We start from the raw sequence: 18,554 nt of genomic DNA on the forward strand, positions 1-18,554 counted from the left end.
CCCCCACGCGCGCCCGCCTGCACCACACGGCCGCGAAACAGAAGACCCGACCAAACCACCAAACCAAAGACGGATATAAAATGAGCAGACAGCCCCCAAATTCCGCCCAGGTCTTCCCGAAATTCAAGGTTCCCGTGCGGATACTGTTTCCCGACATGTCCACACTTATCGGGATTGTCTTTGTGCTTCAGGGGCAACGCATTCTGGACCTTTTATGTGACGATCGCGCCTTTTTCCCTGTAGGGCTGAAAACCGGCACAGTGCTTGTGAACAAGTCCCATGTCCGCCAGATCAATGTTCTTGATCTGGCGGATATGTCAGAGTTGCAAGATTTGTTGCCGGAATTCGACCGCGACTACATGCAAAGCAATGCGTGGTAACCAGAAACCAGATGCCCCCAGACCCGAAAACGGAATGAAGGTTTCAAGAATATGCCCCGTCTTACAGCCCGTCTTCTGTCCAGTTTGCTTGGCACTGGCCCAAATGGCCGTCAGCAGGGGCCTGCCCCCCCCGACAGCCCGAATACCGGTTGCGACATGGCCGAGCAGTCGGGCCGGGATGGGCCGCGTATGGACCGCCATGTGCTGGACGCCGAGTTAGAGCGCGCGATTACGTTGCAACAATTCGTCCTGTTTGCACAGCCGCAGGTTGCGATTTGCGGGGATACTGTGATGGTGACGGGCCATGAACTGCTTGTGCGCTGGGATCACCCCTATCGGGGTCTGCTTTTGCCGCCGCAATTCATCTGCCGTGCCGAGGAAACAGGCGTGGTCCAGCATATCGACATGTGGATGCTGGAGCAAACCTGTCGGCTGTTGTCAGGCTGGAAAAATGACCCGCAGCGCGCGCATTTGCGCCTTTCGGTGAATTTAAGCAGGGTGCATTTCCGTGATCCCGCTTTCGCGGCCAGAGTTGCCGCGCTTTTGCATGATCTGGACGCGCCCGCACACCGCCTGACGCTTGAGATCACCGAAACGCTGCCTCTGGATGACCTTGAGGTGACGCAGAATACCATGCGGCACCTGCGTCATTTGGGACTGGCGCTATCGCTTGACGATTTCGGGACAGGGTTTTCGTCGCTTAGCCTGATCCAGCAGTTGCCCTTCACCGAAATAAAGATCGACCGCATTTTTGTCAGGGAACTTCCGGAAAACCGGCGCAGCGCGGCCATCGTGAAGAACATGATCCGGCTGGCGCAGGCCCTTGATCTCGATGTGATCGCCGAAGGCGTTGAGACACGAAGCCAGATGCTCTGGCTTGTTGGAAACAACTGTCGCGCAGCGCAGGGGTTTTTGTTCGGCAGGCCAGAGCTGATGACAGTGTAAAGGGTCGTCTGCTTGGGGTTTTCAGGGGCCACCCGATATCAGGTTTTCAGCGCAAGCGCCCCTATCCATAGTTCAGCGTGGCGGCAAAGTTGGGCGGCCCCGCAAGGGGCTGTCTGTGTCGCGCGCCCCATTGGCCCAAACGTGCCACATACCAGCCATCAGGGCATTTACTGCGCCGGTGGTGGGCGTGCCAATCCGAATGCGCCGCCCCCATCTACAGGTTCCGACAAGCACAGACTGGCACAAAACTACACATCCTGTCAGGCACCCCGGACCGGCCAAGGAATACCAAGCCGGTCAGAACATGGGCGCGAATTTCCACGCATCGGCATCGGGTGTGACTTCGTCCAGATCATATCCGGCCGCTTGCAACCGCCGTGCAATGCCAAGGCCATCCGCGGCCGCGCGGTCCACAAGGGCGCGCCCTGCTTCGATGTCTTGGGCAACGCCGCGCCCGCGGATCATGTCGATCCCGTGGTTATAGGTGCCTACGGCATCGCCCATCTCGCCAGCCCTCCTGCTCCATTCTGTGGCGCGGTCGGGGTCTTCATCCGCGCCAAGGCCGTTATGGTCCAGCTGGCTCATCCAGTTCATGGCCTGCGTCCAGCCCGCATTGGCGCAGGCTTCAAAGATGATGCGGGCCTGTTCATGGCGGCCTGCCTTGGTGGCCAGATATCCATTGGCGCAGACCATCATATCCACATCCCCGCGTGCCGCGCGCTCGACCAGCCGCTCCAGCGTCATTTCCTCGGGGTTGGTGGTGCCGTATTGCGAAAAGTCTTCTTCATCCGCCATGGCAGGCAGGGCGAATAGCAGCAGCAGTGCGGCGAGAGCGCGCATCTTGTGTCCTCCTCAGGGGCTGGCTTTGCGGGTCATGATACCACGGGCGGGGTCGAACCCCCAAATGGCAAGCGTCAGAAAAACAGCGAAGGTCAGCGCGACCCAACCCAAAGCTTCAGGATTGAGGCGCATATACAGCGCGAAGCGGATCAATTCGACCGCGTGGCTAAACGGGTTCCATGCGCAGATATCGCGCAAAAGGCGCGAGGATTCGGCCATGCGCCACAGCGGGTAAAGTGCTGTGGACAGAAAGAAGACAGGGAAGATCACAAAATTCATCACGCCTGCGAAGTTTTCCAACTGCCGGATGGTCGATGCAAGAAACAGCCCCACAGCCCCCAGCATCATCCCAGAGACCAGCAGCGCGGGCAAAACCCAGACATAGCCCATGGGCGGCAATTTGATCCCGTAAAGATAGGCGATGCCAAGAAAGGCATAGACTTGCAGAATGGACACCAGCACCCCCGCCAGCAGCTTGCAAAACAACAGCCACCAGCGGGGCAGGGGGGCGGTCAGCAACAGCCGCATGGACCCCATCTCGCGGTCATAAACCAGGGACAGGGCCGATTGCATGGCGTTAAACAGCTGGATCATCGCGCACAGGCCGGGGATGATATAGACTTCATAGGTGATATAGGTCTGATAGGGCGGCGTGATCGACAGGCCAAGGGCGGCACGAAAGCCGGCGGCAAAGACGATCAGCCAGACCAGCGGGCGCACAAGGGCTGCCAGAAACCGCTCGCGCTGGGTCACAAAGCGCAGCGCTTCGCGGATCAGGATCGCCGCGAGGGCGTGCAGGTAGAGGCTCATGTGACCGGCTCTTCGGTCAGGTGCATGAAATGGGCAGCCAGCCCGCCCTTGGGGGCCAGTTGATCGGCGCGCCCTGTCTGAAGGATTTCCCCCTGATGCAGGATAAGTGCCGTGTCTTCAGGGGCCACTTCATCCACCAGATGTGTCGCCCAAAGAACGGCGATCCCGTCATCGCGCGCCAACGCATGCACATGCGCAGTGATGGCCGCGCGCGATCTTGTATCAAGGCCCACTGTGGGTTCATCCAGCAGCAACAGGCGGGGGCGGTGCATCAGCGCACGGGCAATTTCCAGCCGCCGCCGGTGGCCGCCATTCAGATTGCGGGCCTTTTCGCGCGCACGCTCGGCCATATCCAGCCGTTCCAGCACCGCGCCCGCGCGCAAGGCCGCTTCGCGCCGTGACAGCCCGTGCAGCGCGCCGAAATAGGCAAGGTTGCGCGCCACGCTCAGGTCCAGGTCCAGCGTCATTTGCTGAAACACCACCCCCATGCATGCCAATGCGGCGCGCGGGTTGGTCTGCAAATCCTGCCCCATGACGGCAATGCGCCCCTGCCGCGCCACGAACAGTCGCGTCAGAAGTGCAAACAGCGTCGATTTCCCTGCGCCATTGGGGCCAAGAAGGGCGCAGAACTCGCCCGGCATGACGCGGAAAGAGACGCTGCGCAGCGCCTCTTTCTTGCCGTAGCGAAAGCTGAGATCCGTGACCTCTAGGGCAGGGTCGTGCATCAGCTATCCGCAGGCCGGTAAGCAGCCCCCCATGGGAAACGGCCCACCTTGACGGATTTGACCGGCTCTTGGCGTTCCAGATCAATGATCGTGACATCACCTGACACGCCATTGGTGGTAAACAGCTTGGTTTCGTCATCCGACATGGCCATGTGCCAGACGCGGCGGCCCACCAGATGATAATCCAGCACCTCGTAGGTTTCGGCATCGACCACGGCAATGCGGTTTGCCGGGCCAAGGGCCACATAAACGCGGGTCATATCTTCGGTCAGCTTGAAGCCCACGGGCTGTATGTCATGGGGGTGCACATCGGGGATTTCAAAGCGGATTTCGGCCAGTTCTTCAAAAGTTTCGGTGTCAAACACATGCAGCCCCCCACCAATTTCGGCACTGACGAACAGGCGTTTGTCGTCGCTGGTGAATTCCGCATGGCGCGGGCGCGAGCCGACAAGCGAGTTCTGGAATATCTCATATGTCTCGGTATTGATCCAATGCGCCATATTGGTGGTCTCGGACGTAGTGATGGCGATGGTGCCCGCGCGGTTGATGGCCTTGCCTTCGGGTTCCACCCCCACCGGAATTTGCGCCACGATCCGGCGATCCACCACATCAAGAACCGAGGTGATGTTGTCATCTTCATTCGAGATGTAGATATGGCGGTTGTCGGGGTGCAGGGCAAAGGTTTCGGGGTTCTCGCCCGAGGGCAGGTTGTGCAGGATTTCGCGCGTCGCCACATCGATCACCTGAATGGTGCTGTCATCGGATGCACACAGATAGGCCACCTTGTGGTCATGGCTGAACATAATGCCGCGCGGGCGCGCGCCGACTTGAATCGTCTCGATCACTTCCATGCTGGACACGTCGATGATGCTGATCGTGTTGTCGCGCTCGTTCGAGACCCAGACTTCTTGCGCCACTGCGGGCGCGGCAAGAAGGGTTGTCAGGGCAAGGGCGGATACTGTGCTGCGGATCATTTGGTTTTCCTCTCAGTCGAAGGCCGTGCAGGCCGTTTCGGGGCGGTCGCGCCCCAATGTGTCAAGGGTGCTGACCTCGTGCAGGAAGCCGGGCATGGGTGTCATGGCGACAAGGGCGGTTTTCGTGGCAACGGGCATGGGCTGGCGCATCTGGCCGTTCCAGTCCCGAAAGGTGATGGCGGCACCTTTGAAGGCGGCCAGCTCGAACGCATCGCTCAGGATGTAGGCGCGAATCTCGCCCGCATCGTTGCTGCCTGTGCGTGTCACCGCTTCCCCCACCGCGCGTACAGCTGCCCATGCGGCATAGTCCACAGCCCCCATGGGCCGGTCGGCCAGCCGTTTGAAACGCAGTTGCAACTGTGCCGCGCCGTAAGCTTCGACACGGTCTGACCATGCGTCGGGGCGCGCGCCGCTCGATCCTGCGACAGGGCGCGGCTCCCATGCGTTGAATTCAAGGAAGGGTCCGAAATCGCCTGCCTCATCGGCCACAAGCATGACATGGTGGCTGGGGAAATCCTGCGTGAAGACCGGAAATTCCTGCCCGATATTGCGGCGCATGTCCGACGACATGTCCCATTCCTTCTCTGCGCGGATGCGCGCACCAAACTTGGTGGCGGAATTGCGCAGGGCTTCGGCAAAAGCCATATCGCTCTCGCGCTGGCCTGTGATCATGACCAGATCGCCCCATCGTTTTGAAATCAGGAATTGCATCAGGGCATCCGCGCGCATTGCGTAGCTTGGCATGGTGTGCAGCAGGTTCGCGCGACACGCGCCCTCGCGCAGCGCCTCTGCCTCGGCGCTGGCGTTGAAGATCAGCGCGCTTTGGGCCTCTGGCAGATCGGCCAGTGCCAGAAGTGCCTCGGCGGGGGCATTCACGACCACGATGCTGTGATCGGCCAGCACGGTGCGCGCGGCCTCCAGCCAGTCATCGCCCAAAGGCACCACTACATCGCTCAGGCTGTAATTATGGCCCATGAACCCGCCCGTCGTGGCGTTATCTGCCAGCCCCAGTGCCGCGCCCATGCGGCCCAGATCAGCGGGAACCGGGTCCAGATTGGTCAGCACAGGGGGCCGCTCGATTTCCAGTTCCAGATAGGCAATCGGCACTTCAATCGTAGCCAGCGCGGCATTGGCGGCAAGGCTTGCGAGAAGGGTCGGAATGACAAGGGGCGTGGGTTTCATATGGCCTCCTCCCAAAGGTTAGGAAGAGGCTAGCCACAGGGCAGGGCGCGCGAAATAGGACTTTGGTCCGATAGACCATGGTCGTATTCCCATCGTTGCGCCGCTCTGACTAGGCTGAGACGATCATGCAGATGGAGGAGATAAACATGATACGCATCACGACACTGGCGGCCGCGTCCCTGCTGGCCTTTGGCGGGGCGGCGCATGCGATAGGGGGCGATCTGTCATCGCTGCCCGAGGCGCTGGAGCTGCAGGTCGGCACCGGAGACAATGGATTTGGCATGGAGCCCAGTGAATTCCAGATGCAAACCGGGCAGGCTTATCGCCTGAAGGTTCAGGCGGTAGGCTGGCACGAATGCAACTGGCAAGCGCCACGCTTTTTTCAGAACGCATGGCTGCGCAAGATCGAGGCCGGGAATATGGAAATCAAGGTCGCCCAGCTTAATGAGCTGGAAATGGATGCAGACGGCGAGGTGGAGCTTTTCTTCGTGCCGATTCGTCCGGGCACATACAGCTTTGGCTGCCGTGGTCTGGAAGATCGCGGGATGACCGGCACATTTGTCGTCCAATAGTCGCATAGCCCATGGTCGAATAGCGCGGGCAGGGTGGCTTCGCTAGGGTCAATGCCAAGACACAGTCCGGAGGAAAGAATGCCCTATCATCTGAATATCCTGTCATCGGCGGCACTTGCTGTCACCTTGTCAACATCGCTGGCGCTGGCCCATGGGGATGTCGCACCTCAGCCTGTGAACACCGAAGGACTGCCGGACCTTGCCAGCGGGTGGGAGCTTGAAAACCCGTTCCGCGATCCGGCTGGCGACTATTGGGAACGTGCCCTGCGCATCGGTGACAGCGCCTATAACCAGAATTGCGCGCGCTGCCACGGGCTGGAGGTCGTCTCGGGCGGGCTGGCGCCGGACCTGCGCTATCTGATGGCCGAGGAAATGGATGATGAGTGGTATATGGAGCGTATTCGCCGTGGCTCTGGCGAACGGATGCCTGCCTATGAAGATCTGATGAACCAGCAGGCCATGTGGGCGATCCGCACTTTCATCGAAACACGGCCAGACCCGGATGGGATTGCCGAATTCATGCCGCGCTTGCGTGACATCCGCGACGGGTTGCGCGACAAACAGGAAGCGATTGCCGCAGGCACCGCGACAGACGCCGATTATGCCGATGAAATCGCAGCCCTCCATGCCGAGTTGATGGAGATTGCCGTGGCTGTGCCCACCCTGTCAGGCGCACCCAAAGCCGACAGCATTGCACGCCGCGCGGCGGTTATTCTGGAACGCGGCGGCGAGCGGTTCTTGCGCGATGCGGATGAGACTCTGACCATCGGCCTGTCTGTCGCGCGCTAGACCGGATCAGAACGGAGATGTGAATGTCCCTCAGAACCTCCCTGTCAGCCGTGATGCTGATGACTGTCCTGACCCTCGCGGGGTCAGGACTTTTTGCCCGTGAATACCCGTCAGACGATTCAGGCCGTGACCGTGTTGGCATCGACTATGATGCGATCATGGAACGCGGCTATATCGAGGTCGGGGTTTATCAGGATTTCGCGCCTTATTCGTGGCGCAACGGCTCGGGGCAGTTGGTGGGTGTCGATGTTGATCTGGCGCAGCTTATCGCGGACGGGCTGGGGGTCGAGCTGCGCGTGATCGATCTGCCCGCAGATGAGGATGTTGACACCGATCTGCGCAACTATATCTGGCGGGGGCATTACATGGGGCGGCGCGTGGTCAACGTGCTGATGCGCGTGCCCTATAACCGCGAACTGGATTACCGCAACGAACTGGCCGCGCTGACCGGACGCTATGCGCAGGAACGCATCGCCATTGGCTACCGTGTCTCGGATTATGCGGACGAGCCACCCTGGCCGGGAAGCTTCACCACCAAAACCGTGGCGGTCGAAAACCACTCCCTGCCCGATTTCTACCTGACCGGATTGCAACAGGGCGCGCTGATGTCCAACATCAGCCGCCGCCGCACCCTGTCCGAAGCGGTTGATCTGTTGCGCATGGGCGAGGTGAGTGCGGTGATGGGCAGTCGCGCGCAGCTGGAGCATTTCCTGCGCGATGACCCGGAATTTGCAGTTGAAAGCGGGCCGTTGCCGGGGCTGGCTATCGGGTCATGGCCGGTCGGTATTGCAACGGCATTCTATACAGCGCGGATGCTGAGCTATGAGGTCGATGACATCCTGACAGCGGCCGTGCGCGACGGGCGGGTGGCGGCGATCTACCACGCCCATGGGCTGAGTTGGGACGAACCGGGGCGGTGAGCGCCCGTCCTGCCCCGGCTTGGTCTGACACGAGGTGCCGGATCAAGTCCGGCACGGCGTCGCGCCGGACTTGATCCGGCGCCTCTTGCCGTGTCTGCCATGTGGAACGGCAGAAAAGCTTGCCTAGAGAAATTTCAGAAAAACTGACAGGTTTTTTGGTTCGAATTTGCGGCAAAACAGAAAGTTAAAGCGTTTCGGCATCTCAAGGAAACCCGAAACGCTTTAGGCCAATGCGCCCAGCATCATCTGCCGTGTTGCCAGCCGGTCGGCCTCGGCCTGCGCATGGGTGACGAATACGGTCGCGGGCCGTTGCTCGGCGATCACGCTTTCTGTCAGGGCCAGCATATCGGTGACAAGCGCGGTATCCAGCGACACGAAAGGTTCATCCAGCAGCAAAATTGCGGGTTTGGCCGCATAGGCGCGCGCCAGCGACAGCCGGCGTTGCTGGCCAAGCGACAATTGCCCCGGATACATCCCGCCCTTGCCCGCAAGCCCCACGCGCGCCAGCGCGGCTTGTGCCTGCGTGGCATCTACCCCTGCTGTCAGGCGCAGATTGTCCAGAGCTGTGCGCCACGGCATCAGCGTGGGTTCCTGAAACACCATCGCCAGACGCCCCTCGCGCCGGATCTCGCCGGTGAAATCTGCATCCAGCCCTGCCAGCAGGCGCAAGAGCGTTGACTTGCCAACCCCGGAGGGCCCAAGCACCGCCAGCACCTCGCCGCGCCTGACCTGAAACATGACATCGCGCAAGACAGGCAGCGCGCCAAAGCTTTTGGCGTGGATGGCCGCGTGCAGGCTCATGCCTCTCTCCAACGGCGCGCGCGCGCCTCGAGAGGTTGCAAGACCAGCGTTTCAATCGCCAGCATGACCCCGATAAAGCTGAGCGCATAGACCATCACCATTGTCACATCGAACATCTGGAAATGCAGGTGTATCTTGAACCCAACCCCTTGTCCGCGCCCCAGAAATTCCACCACCAGCACAATCTTCCAGATCAGGCTGAGGCCCGAGCGCGCGGTCGAGGCCAGATGCGGCGCAAGCTGCGGCAGCAGGATATGGCGCAGGCGTGCCATGCGCGTCATGCCGAACACCTGCGCCATATCGGCCAGCTGGCCGTTCAGCGCGCGCGCCCCTTCGCGCAACATGGCCGTGACCAGCGGGATTTTATTGATCGCCACGGCCACGATGGCGGCGGTTTCATTCAGCCCGATCCATAAAAAGCACAGCACAATCACCACCAGCGCGGGCAGGTTGAGGAAAAACACCAGCCACGGGTCAAGCCAGCGGTTCAGCCTTGGCATAAGCCCCATCAGAATGCCAAGCACCAACCCCAGCGACATGGCAGCGACGAAAGCCTGCACCACCCGCCACAGGGTGGCCCCCAGATGATGCCACAACGCGCCCGACATGGCTTCGGCCCCAAGGCGCGGCAGCACGATCTGCGGCCCCGGCAACACCATCGGATCGGCCTTGAGCCATGACAACCCCCACCAGAAGACCAGCAGCCCCGACAGCGACAGCCCGCGCACCACCCAGTTTGGCAAGGCGCGGGGTGGGGGAATGGCACTCTGTCCGCTGGTCAGGCGGGCGGTGTCACTCAGCGCCATGCGGGTCACGATCCCAAAGGCACAAAAACACCTTCCGGCAGGTCGGTTGCCGTGCCAACCAGCTCTTCTCCGCCCAGTTCCACCATCAGGCGGAACATGGTCCGCGCCGAGGCTTCGCTGATCGGGCCATCACTGGGAACGCCTGCCCGAAACCCTGCCTTGAGGGCTGAAAATTCCCCGTCATCTGCGGCATTCATCACCGGGCGCAACCTGTCCCAATCTGCGTCAGAGGTGGTCAGTTGCGTTTTCGCATCGCGCGAGGCAGCAGCGAAGGCGGCCACCAGTTCGGGCCTCTCTGCCACCAGCGCGGATTGGACCACATAGCCCAGAAGTGGCATTGCAGGGTCCATTCCCAGCGCCTCTGCCGCGTCCGAGACGGAAATCAGATGCCGCATCCCTGCGGCTTCCTGTTTGGCCATGAAATGCCAGAAATTGATCGCACCGCCCAACTCACCCGAACGCGAGGTCTGAAAGATCAGCGGCGGGGCACCGTAAACCTGTTCGGTCGCGGCCATCAGATCAAACCCTTGCTGCGCCGCATAGGCGCGCAGGATCAGCCAGCTTTTGTCATTTGGGCCACCGGCAATGCCGATCTTCTCACCGGCCAGATCCTGCAAGGTCCGGGCGGGGCTGTCTGCGGGCACCATCACCCCCCCGACAGCACGGCTATAGGGGATAAACGCGATATCCTGACCCGCTGCCCGCTGCCGCGCAACCCAGATCCAGTCATCGACAATGACATCGACCGCGCCGCCCTGAAAGGCAATCTGGCCCGCTGCCTTGCCCGCGACCTCTTGTATCTCCAGTCGAAAGCCGTTGGCGGTGTCGAAGCCGTGGTGCCGGATTGTGTCCAACTCCCATGCGACAGTGCCGCCAGCCTGACTGGCGATTGTCAGGACCGGTAAATCCGCCAGAACCGGACCGGCGGCAAAGGTCAGCGCGAAGGCCGCGCGCCGGAAGCTTGTGAATATCGACATGGTCTCTCCTCCCAACATGTGACCGCAGGATATGCCCTGACGCCTGCGCCTCCTATTCGACCAAAGGCCAAGACCCGGCAGCGCCTGTCGCACAAAGGTCGTAAGACCAAAGGCCAATTTCGCGGCCCTCACGTTTTCGGGATACTTCGTGTCACTTATGTTGCCGCGCCGTGCCGATACCCGGCCAAGCCCGGCCCTTTGGGAGGAAGATCGATGAATAGATTTCTGCTGGCAGTCTGTGCCGGGCTTATGGCCGCACCCATGGCCGTGGCGCAGGTCACGGATGCCGATCTGGCGCAAGATGATGTGGTCACAACCAGTGTTCTGACCAACGGCATGGGGCGGCATATGCAGCGCTACAGCCCGTTGGACCAGATCAACAAGGACACTGTGCAAAACCTGTTTCCTGCATGGAGCTTCAGCTTTGGAGGAGAGCGCCAGCGCGGGCAGGAAAGCCAGCCACTGGTTTATGACGGGGTTATGTATGTCACCGGCTCTTACAGCCGCGTCTTCGCGCTGGACATCAAGACAGGACGCAAGCTGTGGCAACATGATGCGCGGCTGCCCGAAGGCATTTTGCCCTGCTGCGATGTGATCAATCGCGGGGCCGCAATTTATGGCGACAACATCTATTTTGGCACACTGGATGCGCGCATCGTCGCGCTGAACCGGCATACTGGCGCGACAGTCTGGAACAAGCGCATTGCCGATTACCGCGAAGGCTATAGCTATACCGCAGCCCCCCTGATTGTGAACGGGCTGGTGATTACAGGCAATTCGGGCGGTGAATTCGGCATTGTCGGCGCCATCGAGGCGCGCGATGCCGAAAACGGTGATCTGGTCTGGCGGCGTCCGGTGATCGAGGGGCACATGGGCGAGTTGAACGGCGAAGAAAGCACCATGACCGGCACGTTGAACGCATCATGGCCCGGTGATCTGTGGAAAACCGGCGGCGGTGCGCCATGGCTGGGCGGCACCTATGACGCTGAAACCGACACGCTGATTTTCGGCACCGGCAACCCTGCGCCATGGAACAGCCACCTGCGCGAAGGTGACAACCTCTATGCGGCCAGCCGCGTGGCACTTGACCCGGCCACAGGCGAAATCAAGTGGCACTACCAGACAACCCCATGGGAAGGCTGGGATTATGACGGCGTGAACGAGGTGATCCCCTTCACCGATGCCGCAGGCAATGGCCGTCTGGCCACTGCGGATCGCAACGGCTTTTTCTACCTGCTGAACCGCGAAGACGGGACATTTGTCGATGCGATGCCCTTTGTCGAGGAAATCAGCTGGGCCAGTGGCATTGGCGAAGATGGCCGCCCGATCTTCAACCCCGATAACCGCCCCGGCAACCCGGCAGAGTCGGCAGATGGGGACCGCGGCGAGGTGGTCTGGGCCGTGCCGGGCTTCCTTGGGGGCAAGAACTGGCAGCACATGGCCTATTCCCAGCGCACCGGCTATTTCTATGTGCCCGCGAATGAATGGGGTATGGATATCTGGAACGAGCCGATCACCTATCGTCAGGGGGCCGCGTATCTGGGTGCGGGTTTCACCATCAAGCCCCTGTTTGAAGACCATATCGGCGCGCTGAAAGCGATTGACCCCAACACGATGGAAATCAAGTTTCAGGTCAATAATGCCGCGCCTCTGTGGTCTTCGGTCATGGCAACGGCAGGCGGGTTGGTGTTCTACGGCACGCCTGAAGGCTATATCAAGGCCATCGATGACGAAACCGGCGAGGTTGTCTGGCAGTTCCAGACCGGGTCTGGCGTGGTCGGCCAGCCAATCACATGGGAAGATGAAGACGGTGTGCAATGGCTGTCGGTCGTGTCCGGCTGGGGCGGGGCAGTTCCGCTTTGGGGGGGCGAGGTTGCGCAGCAGGTCGCCTATCTCAATCAGGGCGGGTCGGTCTGGACCTTCCGCATTCCTGATGCGCTTCTCGCCTCTGCGCAATGATCCCGCGCGAAATCCGATGACTGCGGCGAACCCGGCCTTGCGCCGGGTTCTCTTCTGTCCGGTGCTTTGGGCGAAAGTCGCATATCCACAAAGACCGACCTTCGCTACGCTTTGACCCATGTTCATGATTCTTCGCCTCATTGTCCTGTCATGTCTTTTTGCCCTGCCTGCCCGCGCGCAAGTGCTGTCGGCGCAAGACATGCAGGCCTATGTGCCGCCGCCCTTCGCTTTGGGCGAGGCGCTCAATGACAAGGGGCTATACCGCGTCGTGAATTCCGGGGGCGCACCTGCGGGCTATGCGTTCACCACCCAGCCCTATGCCCCCTTGCCGGGCTTTGCCGGTGCACCCGTCAATGCGTTGGTGGTGCTGGACCGCGATGGCACCTTTGTCACCGTGCGCGTGGTTCATCATAACGAGCCGATCTTCATCTCGGGCATGGGCGAAGGCCCGTTTCGAGAGTTTTTTGAACAATATGCCGGCAAGTCGATCTGGTCGCCCATGTCCATCGGCACGCCCTATGGCGGCGCGGATGCGGGCTCGTCGCTGGTGCATCTGGACGGCATCTCCAAGGCCACGGCGTCGGTGCGCATCGCGCATGAATCGATCATGGCCGCAGCGCATGCGGTTGCGCGCGAACATATGCAGGGCCGCGTTGCCGCCCCTGCCGCGCGCCCCGATCCCGAATATGACGCGCCGTTGCACTGGGCCGATCTGGTCGAACAGGGGCTTGCCCGCCACTTGCGCGTCACCAATGCCGAGATTGACGCAGCCTTCAAGGGCACGCGCTGGGCTTATTCCGACCCTGCCGCGCAGGCTGATCCCGATGGCCTGTATCTCGACCTTTGGCTGGTCGATGTGACGCCGCCCGCATTGGCGCGCGCAGCGCTGGATCAAGGCACGATCGACCAGATGAGGCGCTTTCAAGGCGTGGCCCCGACCGATGAATTCCTGCTGCTGATCGATGCGGGGCGGCATGGGTTGGTCAGTGACAGTTTCGTGCGCAACACCGCGCCCGATCTGATCAAGGCGGAACAGGGCGGCTTTCCCATCGCCCTGCGCGATGCCGATTTTCTGGTCGATCTGGCCCCCGGTGTGCCCGAAGGGACCGCCCTGATCCTGCGCACCGATCGTCGTCTGGGGTTCAATCCGGCCGAGCCGTTCACCCTGATCATCGAGGCCGTGCGCGAGCATGGCTTTATCACCCCTGAAATCGGGCGGGTAGAGCTGGCGCTGGAGCATCAGACCGATGAACGCTTCTTCCTGCGCGAGAAAATCATCACCCCGCTGCCCCCATGGCTGGAAGCGCTGTATAATCGACAAGTTGATCTGGCCCTTCTGGCGCTAGGGCTGGCCGCACTGGTCTGGGCACTGGGGGCGCGCATGAACCGCTTTGCCGCATGGCGCCATTTCACCCCCGCGCGGCTGCTGATCCTTGCGGTGATGACCGGCTTTGTAGGCTTCTGGGGGCAGGGGCAGTTGTCCATTGTGACGCCGCTGGGCGTGCTGCGCACCACGCTTGAAGGCGGGTCTTACCTGTTCTTGCTTTATGATCCCTTCTCGCTGATGGTCTGGGCGGCGGCGGGGCTTGGGTTTGTGCTTTGGGGGCGGGGGCTGTTTTGCGGCTGGTTGTGCCCTTTTGGCGCGCTTCAGGAATTTGCACACCATCTGGGCCGCGCCCTGCGCCTGCCGCAGATCGAGCCATCGGCCCAATGGGACAAGCGCCTGAAATCGCTGAAATACATAGCCCTTGGTGGGCTGGTCGGCTTGGTCGCCTTCGCGCCCCAGCATGTGGACACAGCCGCCGAGATCGAGCCGTTCAAAACCGCGATTACCGTGTTTTTCCTGCGCGAGTGGTATTTTGTCGCCTATGCCGCCTTTTGGCTGCTTGCGGGGATGGTGCTGTTCAAGGGGTTTTGCCGCTATCTCTGCCCTCTCGGTGCGGTCATGGCCCTTGGCGGGCTGGTCCGGGGCCGCGACTGGATCGCGCGGCGCGCGGAATGTGGCAGCCCCTGCCAGCTTTGCCGCGTGAAATGCAGTTATGGTGCCATCGAGAAAAGCGGCAAGATCGCCTATTCCGAATGTTTCCAATGCCTTGATTGTGTCGCCATCCATGATGACGCGACACGCTGCGTGCCGCTTGTACTGGCCGCGCGCAGGGCAGGGCGGGCGGAACCTGTCGGAACAGTGCCCAAGCCAGTTTCCCCGCCGCAGGAAGCCCCCGTATGAGCGCGCTGTCCCGCCGCCGCTTTCTGACCATCGCGGCCTGCACCGCGCTGGCAGGCTCTGGCCAGAGCCTGCCGCCCGCACCGCGCATGACATGGCGCGGCACAGCGCTTGGGGCCGATGTCAGCATCACGCTGGACGGCCCCGAGGCGTTGACGCGCGCAACCCTTGCGCGCGCTCGTCTGGAACTGGAAGCCTATGAGGCGCGTTTCAGCCTGTTTCGGCCAGATTCCGATCTTGTGAGGCTGAATACACAAGGCGAGCTGCCTGATCTGGATGCGCGCTGGCAGGATATGTTGGGCCTGAGTGATCGTCTGCACCGCGCCACCAATGGTGCGTTCGACCCGACCATACAGCCCTTATGGCTGGCCCATGCGCGCGGGGGGGATGTGCGGGCGGCGCGCGCTCTGGTCGGTTGGCAGCGTGTCGCCCTGCCAACCGACGCGCGGCGCGGGGTGCGCCTTGCTGCGGGGCAGGCGCTAAGTTTCAATGGCATCGCCCAAGGCATGGCCACAGATGCGGTCACCGCCACGCTAAAGGCTGCCGGAATGCAGCGCGTCATGGTCGACATGGGCGAGACAGCCGCGCTGGGTGGCCCGTGGCATCTGGGGGTGGCTGATCCGGACCGGGGGCATTTTGCAACTGTTCAGCTGAAAAACAGGGCTATGGCTGTCTCCAGCCCTATGGCGCTGCGGCTTAGCACTGGCGCGCAGCATATCTTGCACCCGCAAGGGCGCATGCAGGCGCATTGGTCCAGTGTCGCAGTCATTGCGCGCAGCGCTTCTGTTGCGGACGGATTTTCTACGGCGGCCTGTTTCATGACCAAGGCCGAGCTGCAGGCTTGCGCGATCCGCTTGGGCGGGATTGACCGTGTTCTTCTTCTGGACCATCACGGCACCCGTGACACGGTTTTGATCCATAGCTAGAGCGTTTCGGGTTTTCCTAGAGGCACCGGAACGATTAGACGTTTTGTTTTGCTGTAATTTCAAACCGAGAATGCCCATCAAATTTTTGCTGAATTTTCTTCAGCCAGCTTTCCCCAGACCCCGGATGGCAGATAAGGCAAGAGGCGCCGGATCAAGTCCGGCGCAACGCTGCGCAAGACCTGGTCACGTGGGGCAGGGCACAATGAGGTGTCAGTGCTCCATATGCCGGTTCTGGTCTGCAGCTTGACGCACGGCGCGCACAAGTTGCAAGGACGTGACGGGTTTTGACAGCACCGCACTGAAATTTTTTTTCGTCTCGTCACTCAGCGTATCCGCGCGTGCGGTGACCAGCACTGTCGGAACAGGTGGCGACAGGCTGTTTGCATGCGCCGCCAAGGCATGGCCGTTCATGCCCGGCATATGCAGATCGGTGACCAGCGCAGACCAGAGGTCTGGCGCCTCTGCAAGGGATTTCACGGCGACTTCGGGATCGGACACGGCCAAGGCCAGCGCACCTGCGGCCTCCAGCATATCGACCAGAACCTCTGCGACGTCTATCAGGTCGTCCACAACCATAATGCGCTGATCCGCCAGCGTATCTGCCAGCGCTGTGGGATCAATCAGCAATGCGGCCTTGTCATGGTCATTCAGGCGCTTGGGCTGGGTGCGCGGCGCAAGCGGCCATGCGACAGTTATTTCGGTGCCTTTCTCCACTGTGCTGTCCACCCAAAGCGCCGCGTTGTTGCTTTGAAGAATGGTTGACACAATCAGAAGGCCCAGCCCCGTGCCTGCCGACCCTTTGGTCGTGTAATTGGGCCGGAACATGCGCGCGCGCACCTGTGGCGTAATGCCGGTTCCTGTGTCGCTGACGCTGAACATGGCCATGGGCAAGCCCGCTTGCGGCGCAATCCCTGCATGGGGTGGGGTCTTTGGCAGTGCACTGCCTGTGGGAAATGTTTTCAACGACACAGTGGCCGGACGCTCTTGGGTGCCTGAATCGCAGGCGTTGACCGCCAGATTGACGATGACCTGCGCCAGTTCGGTGGGGTTGGCCCAAATTGGCGTGGGGTCATCGGCCAGATCCAGACGCACCGAATGGTGTGTAATGCGCCGCTGGCCCAACAGATCCACTGCATCGCGCAGAAGTTTGCCCAGATCATGCGCCTCGCGCTGGGTGTCGGGGCGCACAAGCCCGTCAAGCCCTGAAATAAGGTCGCGCGCCATCGTCATGGAGCGCTGGATGCGGCCCAGCCCTTCCTTCAGCCATGGCTGGTCGCCCGCGCGCTGTTCCAGCATTTCTGTTGTGCCAGCCACAACCGCAATCAGGTTGTTCAGGTCATGGGCCACGCCGCCCGCAACCTGTGCCACAGTGTCGCGTTGTTGGGCGCGCTGCAAATCTTCGCGCAGCTGCGCCTGATCTTCTTGCGCCTTGAGCCGCGCTTCCATTTCTGCGGTGATGTTGAAACTTACGCCTGAAAGGGCGGTTGGCTTGCCCGTTTCGTCGCGCTCGCTGACGCCTGCATGAACTTGCAACCAAATCCATGCGTCGTCTATCTGTCTTCGATATGTCAGGATGCGCCGTTCAAACGTCCCGTTTTCAAGCGCCGCGACCTCTGCCCTGACCGTTGCCACATCGTCGGGGTGGACGGTGCGAATCCAGCTGTCACTTGGCATGTCTTGCTCGCCCGGCGGGTGGCCTGCCAGTTTCGCCCAACGCCCGTCAAATTCAGACCTTTGCGCGCGAATATCGCGCCGCCATGTATATGCACGGGCCGCTTCAAGAACGGTCTGCAATTCTTGCTCGGCCGTCTTGAAGGCGTGAATATCGACAAGCAGACCCTCCCAAATGACCGACCCATCTGCAAGACTGCGCGGCACGGATTCGGCCCTGACCCATCGGGTCCGGCCGTTTGCCACGATGCGGGCCTCTTCGGCAAAGGGCAGCCGACCGGCTACGGTTTTGGCATTCATCTCGATCCAGTGTGGCCGGTCTTCGGGATGCACGCGTGCAAATACGCGCATCGGGTCGCCCTCGGCCTCTTCTTTGGTCATGTCAAGCATATGCAGGAACTGTCGGCTTAGAAAGGCGAATTCGGCCATCTCGGCGCCGGGGCGCAGGACCATTGTATAGGCACCTGCAGGCATGTTTTCAGTCAGTGCATAGGCTGTTTGCTCTTTCTGGCGGCGTTCCGCTTCCAGCGCGGCTTCGGCTGCGCGTGTTGGTGTGACATCCTGAAACGTGACGATCGCAAGATCGCCCTGCAAGGCAAACCCGACCAGCACATCGCGTTGATGGCCTGCGCGGTCGCGGATCTGATATTCGCCGGGCGGTTTTATCTTGCCGCTTGCCTGACGTTCGGCAACCTCGGTCTGCCAGTGGGCAAGGACACACGCGCGGCACTTCGGGTCTGGATAGGTCAGCGTGGCCCATGCTGACAGGTTCGGCATATCCTCGATTGTATAGCCAAAGTCTCTGGTAAAGCTGGGATTTACGAACCGGACCATATTCTCTGCGCGCAACTCATATGCCACAACAGGCACGGGCAGGGCGCTGAGCAATTCCCAGAGATTAACCTTGTCGGTGTCACTTGCCGATGGTGTCAGAGCTTCTGGGACGGGCAGCATGATCAAAAACCATAACGGAAAAACGAATCCGACGGTTACTGGTTTTCGGGTGAATCGCAAACTCTCTTTTGATGCGGGCTGGTGGAAATATCACACTTG

17 protein-coding genes are annotated in these 18,554 nt (G+C 61.1%); 8 read left to right on the top strand and 9 right to left on the bottom strand.

From position 1 onward, the window contains the following. Nucleotides 1-80 precede the first annotated feature (80 nt). On the top strand, nt 81-380 hold the full coding sequence (locus tag BG455_RS10930) for a DUF6812 domain-containing protein (RefSeq protein ID WP_143079924.1): 300 nt from the start codon (nt 81-83) through the stop codon (nt 378-380). A 51-nt stretch (nt 381-431) separates the two neighbouring features. Then, a complete protein-coding gene (locus BG455_RS10935; protein ID WP_071470043.1) occupies nt 432-1,325 on the top strand; it encodes an EAL domain-containing protein in 894 nt (297 codons plus the stop codon). Nucleotides 1,326-1,622: 297 nt separating this feature from the next. Here BG455_RS10935 and BG455_RS10940 read toward each other — a convergent pair whose 3' ends face one another. From BG455_RS10940 to BG455_RS10960, 5 genes are read right to left on the bottom strand one after another with little or no spacing between them, the layout of a single operon-like run. Continuing rightward, nucleotides 1,623-2,165 (bottom strand): SEL1-like repeat protein, encoded by a 543-nt coding sequence (locus tag BG455_RS10940; protein ID WP_071470044.1) that lies wholly within the window; start codon nt 2,163-2,165, stop codon nt 1,623-1,625. Between the two features lie 12 nt (nt 2,166-2,177). Beyond that, nucleotides 2,178-2,975, bottom strand: coding sequence for an ABC transporter permease (locus BG455_RS10945; RefSeq protein WP_071470045.1), 798 nt, complete (start codon nt 2,973-2,975; stop codon nt 2,178-2,180). Further along, nucleotides 2,972-3,700, bottom strand: a complete 729-nt coding sequence (locus BG455_RS10950) for an ABC transporter ATP-binding protein (protein WP_071470046.1) — start codon at nt 3,698-3,700, stop codon at nt 2,972-2,974. Before BG455_RS10950 ends, BG455_RS10945 begins: the two co-directional genes overlap by 4 nt. After that, on the bottom strand, nt 3,700-4,674 hold the full coding sequence (locus BG455_RS10955; RefSeq protein ID WP_071470047.1) for a PQQ-dependent catabolism-associated beta-propeller protein: 975 nt from the start codon (nt 4,672-4,674) through the stop codon (nt 3,700-3,702). The genes BG455_RS10950 and BG455_RS10955 overlap by 1 nt, the downstream gene beginning before the upstream one ends. Nucleotides 4,675-4,686: 12 nt before the next feature. Next, nucleotides 4,687-5,856, bottom strand: coding sequence for an ABC transporter substrate-binding protein (locus tag BG455_RS10960; RefSeq protein WP_071470048.1), 1,170 nt, complete (start codon nt 5,854-5,856; stop codon nt 4,687-4,689). A gap of 146 nt (nt 5,857-6,002) precedes the next feature. Here BG455_RS10960 and BG455_RS10965 point away from each other — a divergent pair, with 146 nt between their 5' ends. The 3 genes from BG455_RS10965 (at nt 6,003) to BG455_RS10975 (ending at nt 8,137) form a co-directional block, all read left to right on the top strand. Continuing rightward, nucleotides 6,003-6,428, top strand: coding sequence for a cupredoxin domain-containing protein (locus BG455_RS10965; RefSeq protein ID WP_084386290.1), 426 nt, complete (start codon nt 6,003-6,005; stop codon nt 6,426-6,428). A gap of 78 nt (nt 6,429-6,506) precedes the next feature. Then, complete coding sequence (gene pedF / locus BG455_RS10970; protein WP_071470049.1) at nt 6,507-7,217, top strand: cytochrome c-550 PedF; 711 nt, start codon at nt 6,507-6,509, stop codon at nt 7,215-7,217. A gap of 23 nt (nt 7,218-7,240) precedes the next feature. Then, the gene (locus BG455_RS10975) at nt 7,241-8,137 is read left to right on the top strand and encodes a substrate-binding periplasmic protein (RefSeq protein ID WP_071470050.1); all 897 of its coding nucleotides are present in this window, start codon (nt 7,241-7,243) and stop codon (nt 8,135-8,137) included. Between the two features lie 222 nt (nt 8,138-8,359). On the opposite strand, the gene BG455_RS10980 is transcribed toward BG455_RS10975, so the two are convergent. The 3 genes from BG455_RS10980 to BG455_RS10990 are packed head-to-tail and all read right to left on the bottom strand — an operon-like array spanning nt 8,360 to nt 10,721. Next, nucleotides 8,360-8,938 carry an ABC transporter ATP-binding protein gene (locus BG455_RS10980; RefSeq protein ID WP_071470051.1) on the bottom strand — a complete coding sequence of 193 codons (579 nt, stop codon included), beginning with the start codon at nt 8,936-8,938 and terminating at the stop codon, nt 8,360-8,362. Beyond that, nucleotides 8,935-9,744 carry an ABC transporter permease gene (locus BG455_RS10985; protein WP_084386292.1) on the bottom strand — a complete coding sequence of 270 codons (810 nt, stop codon included), beginning with the start codon at nt 9,742-9,744 and terminating at the stop codon, nt 8,935-8,937. Before BG455_RS10985 ends, BG455_RS10980 begins: the two co-directional genes overlap by 4 nt. Before the next feature lie 5 nt (nt 9,745-9,749). Continuing rightward, on the bottom strand, nt 9,750-10,721 hold the full coding sequence (locus tag BG455_RS10990; protein ID WP_071470052.1) for an ABC transporter substrate-binding protein: 972 nt from the start codon (nt 10,719-10,721) through the stop codon (nt 9,750-9,752). 213 nt (nt 10,722-10,934) lie between these two features. On the opposite strand from BG455_RS10990, the gene BG455_RS10995 reads away from it, so the two are divergent. From BG455_RS10995 to BG455_RS11005, 3 genes are all read left to right on the top strand, one after another. Next, nucleotides 10,935-12,680 carry a PQQ-dependent methanol/ethanol family dehydrogenase gene (locus BG455_RS10995; protein WP_071470053.1) on the top strand — a complete coding sequence of 582 codons (1,746 nt, stop codon included), beginning with the start codon at nt 10,935-10,937 and terminating at the stop codon, nt 12,678-12,680. Nucleotides 12,681-12,798: 118 nt separating this feature from the next. Then, nucleotides 12,799-14,907 carry a 4Fe-4S binding protein gene (locus BG455_RS11000; RefSeq protein WP_084386294.1) on the top strand — a complete coding sequence of 703 codons (2,109 nt, stop codon included), beginning with the start codon at nt 12,799-12,801 and terminating at the stop codon, nt 14,905-14,907. Beyond that, nucleotides 14,904-15,830: an FAD:protein FMN transferase gene (locus tag BG455_RS11005; protein ID WP_071470054.1), complete on the top strand. Its 927-nt coding sequence runs from the start codon at nt 14,904-14,906 to the stop codon at nt 15,828-15,830. Before BG455_RS11000 ends, BG455_RS11005 begins: the two co-directional genes overlap by 4 nt. Before the next feature lie 210 nt (nt 15,831-16,040). Here BG455_RS11005 and BG455_RS11010 read toward each other — a convergent pair whose 3' ends face one another. Beyond that, complete coding sequence (locus BG455_RS11010) at nt 16,041-18,455, bottom strand: hybrid sensor histidine kinase/response regulator (RefSeq protein ID WP_111361330.1); 2,415 nt, start codon at nt 18,453-18,455, stop codon at nt 16,041-16,043. Nucleotides 18,456-18,554: the final 99 nt, after the last annotated feature.

Origin of the sequence: Roseinatronobacter thiooxidans, assembly GCF_001870675.1 — a bacterium.
GTDB lineage: Bacteria > Pseudomonadota > Alphaproteobacteria > Rhodobacterales > Rhodobacteraceae > Roseinatronobacter > Roseinatronobacter thiooxidans.

Excerpts from the sequence above, each read along its gene's own strand:
- BG455_RS10930 (WP_143079924.1), top strand. The coding sequence starts at position 81 with ATGAGCAGACAGCCCCCAAATTCCGCCCAGGTCTTCCCGAAATTCAAG.
- BG455_RS10935 (WP_071470043.1), top strand. The coding sequence starts at position 432 with ATGCCCCGTCTTACAGCCCGTCTTCTGTCCAGTTTGCTTGGCACTGGC.
- BG455_RS10940 (WP_071470044.1), bottom strand. The coding sequence starts at position 2,165 with ATGCGCGCTCTCGCCGCACTGCTGCTGCTATTCGCCCTGCCTGCCATG.
- BG455_RS10945 (WP_071470045.1), bottom strand. The coding sequence starts at position 2,975 with ATGAGCCTCTACCTGCACGCCCTCGCGGCGATCCTGATCCGCGAAGCG.
- BG455_RS10950 (WP_071470046.1), bottom strand. The coding sequence starts at position 3,700 with ATGCACGACCCTGCCCTAGAGGTCACGGATCTCAGCTTTCGCTACGGC.
- BG455_RS10955 (WP_071470047.1), bottom strand. The coding sequence starts at position 4,674 with ATGATCCGCAGCACAGTATCCGCCCTTGCCCTGACAACCCTTCTTGCC.
- BG455_RS10960 (WP_071470048.1), bottom strand. The coding sequence starts at position 5,856 with ATGAAACCCACGCCCCTTGTCATTCCGACCCTTCTCGCAAGCCTTGCC.
- BG455_RS10965 (WP_084386290.1), top strand. The coding sequence starts at position 6,003 with ATGATACGCATCACGACACTGGCGGCCGCGTCCCTGCTGGCCTTTGGC.
- pedF (WP_071470049.1), top strand. The coding sequence starts at position 6,507 with ATGCCCTATCATCTGAATATCCTGTCATCGGCGGCACTTGCTGTCACC.
- BG455_RS10975 (WP_071470050.1), top strand. The coding sequence starts at position 7,241 with ATGTCCCTCAGAACCTCCCTGTCAGCCGTGATGCTGATGACTGTCCTG.
- BG455_RS10980 (WP_071470051.1), bottom strand. The coding sequence starts at position 8,938 with ATGAGCCTGCACGCGGCCATCCACGCCAAAAGCTTTGGCGCGCTGCCT.
- BG455_RS10985 (WP_084386292.1), bottom strand. The coding sequence starts at position 9,744 with ATGGCGCTGAGTGACACCGCCCGCCTGACCAGCGGACAGAGTGCCATT.
- BG455_RS10990 (WP_071470052.1), bottom strand. The coding sequence starts at position 10,721 with ATGTCGATATTCACAAGCTTCCGGCGCGCGGCCTTCGCGCTGACCTTT.
- BG455_RS10995 (WP_071470053.1), top strand. The coding sequence starts at position 10,935 with ATGAATAGATTTCTGCTGGCAGTCTGTGCCGGGCTTATGGCCGCACCC.
- BG455_RS11000 (WP_084386294.1), top strand. The coding sequence starts at position 12,799 with ATGTTCATGATTCTTCGCCTCATTGTCCTGTCATGTCTTTTTGCCCTG.
- BG455_RS11005 (WP_071470054.1), top strand. The coding sequence starts at position 14,904 with ATGAGCGCGCTGTCCCGCCGCCGCTTTCTGACCATCGCGGCCTGCACC.
- BG455_RS11010 (WP_111361330.1), bottom strand. The coding sequence starts at position 18,455 with ATGCTGCCCGTCCCAGAAGCTCTGACACCATCGGCAAGTGACACCGAC.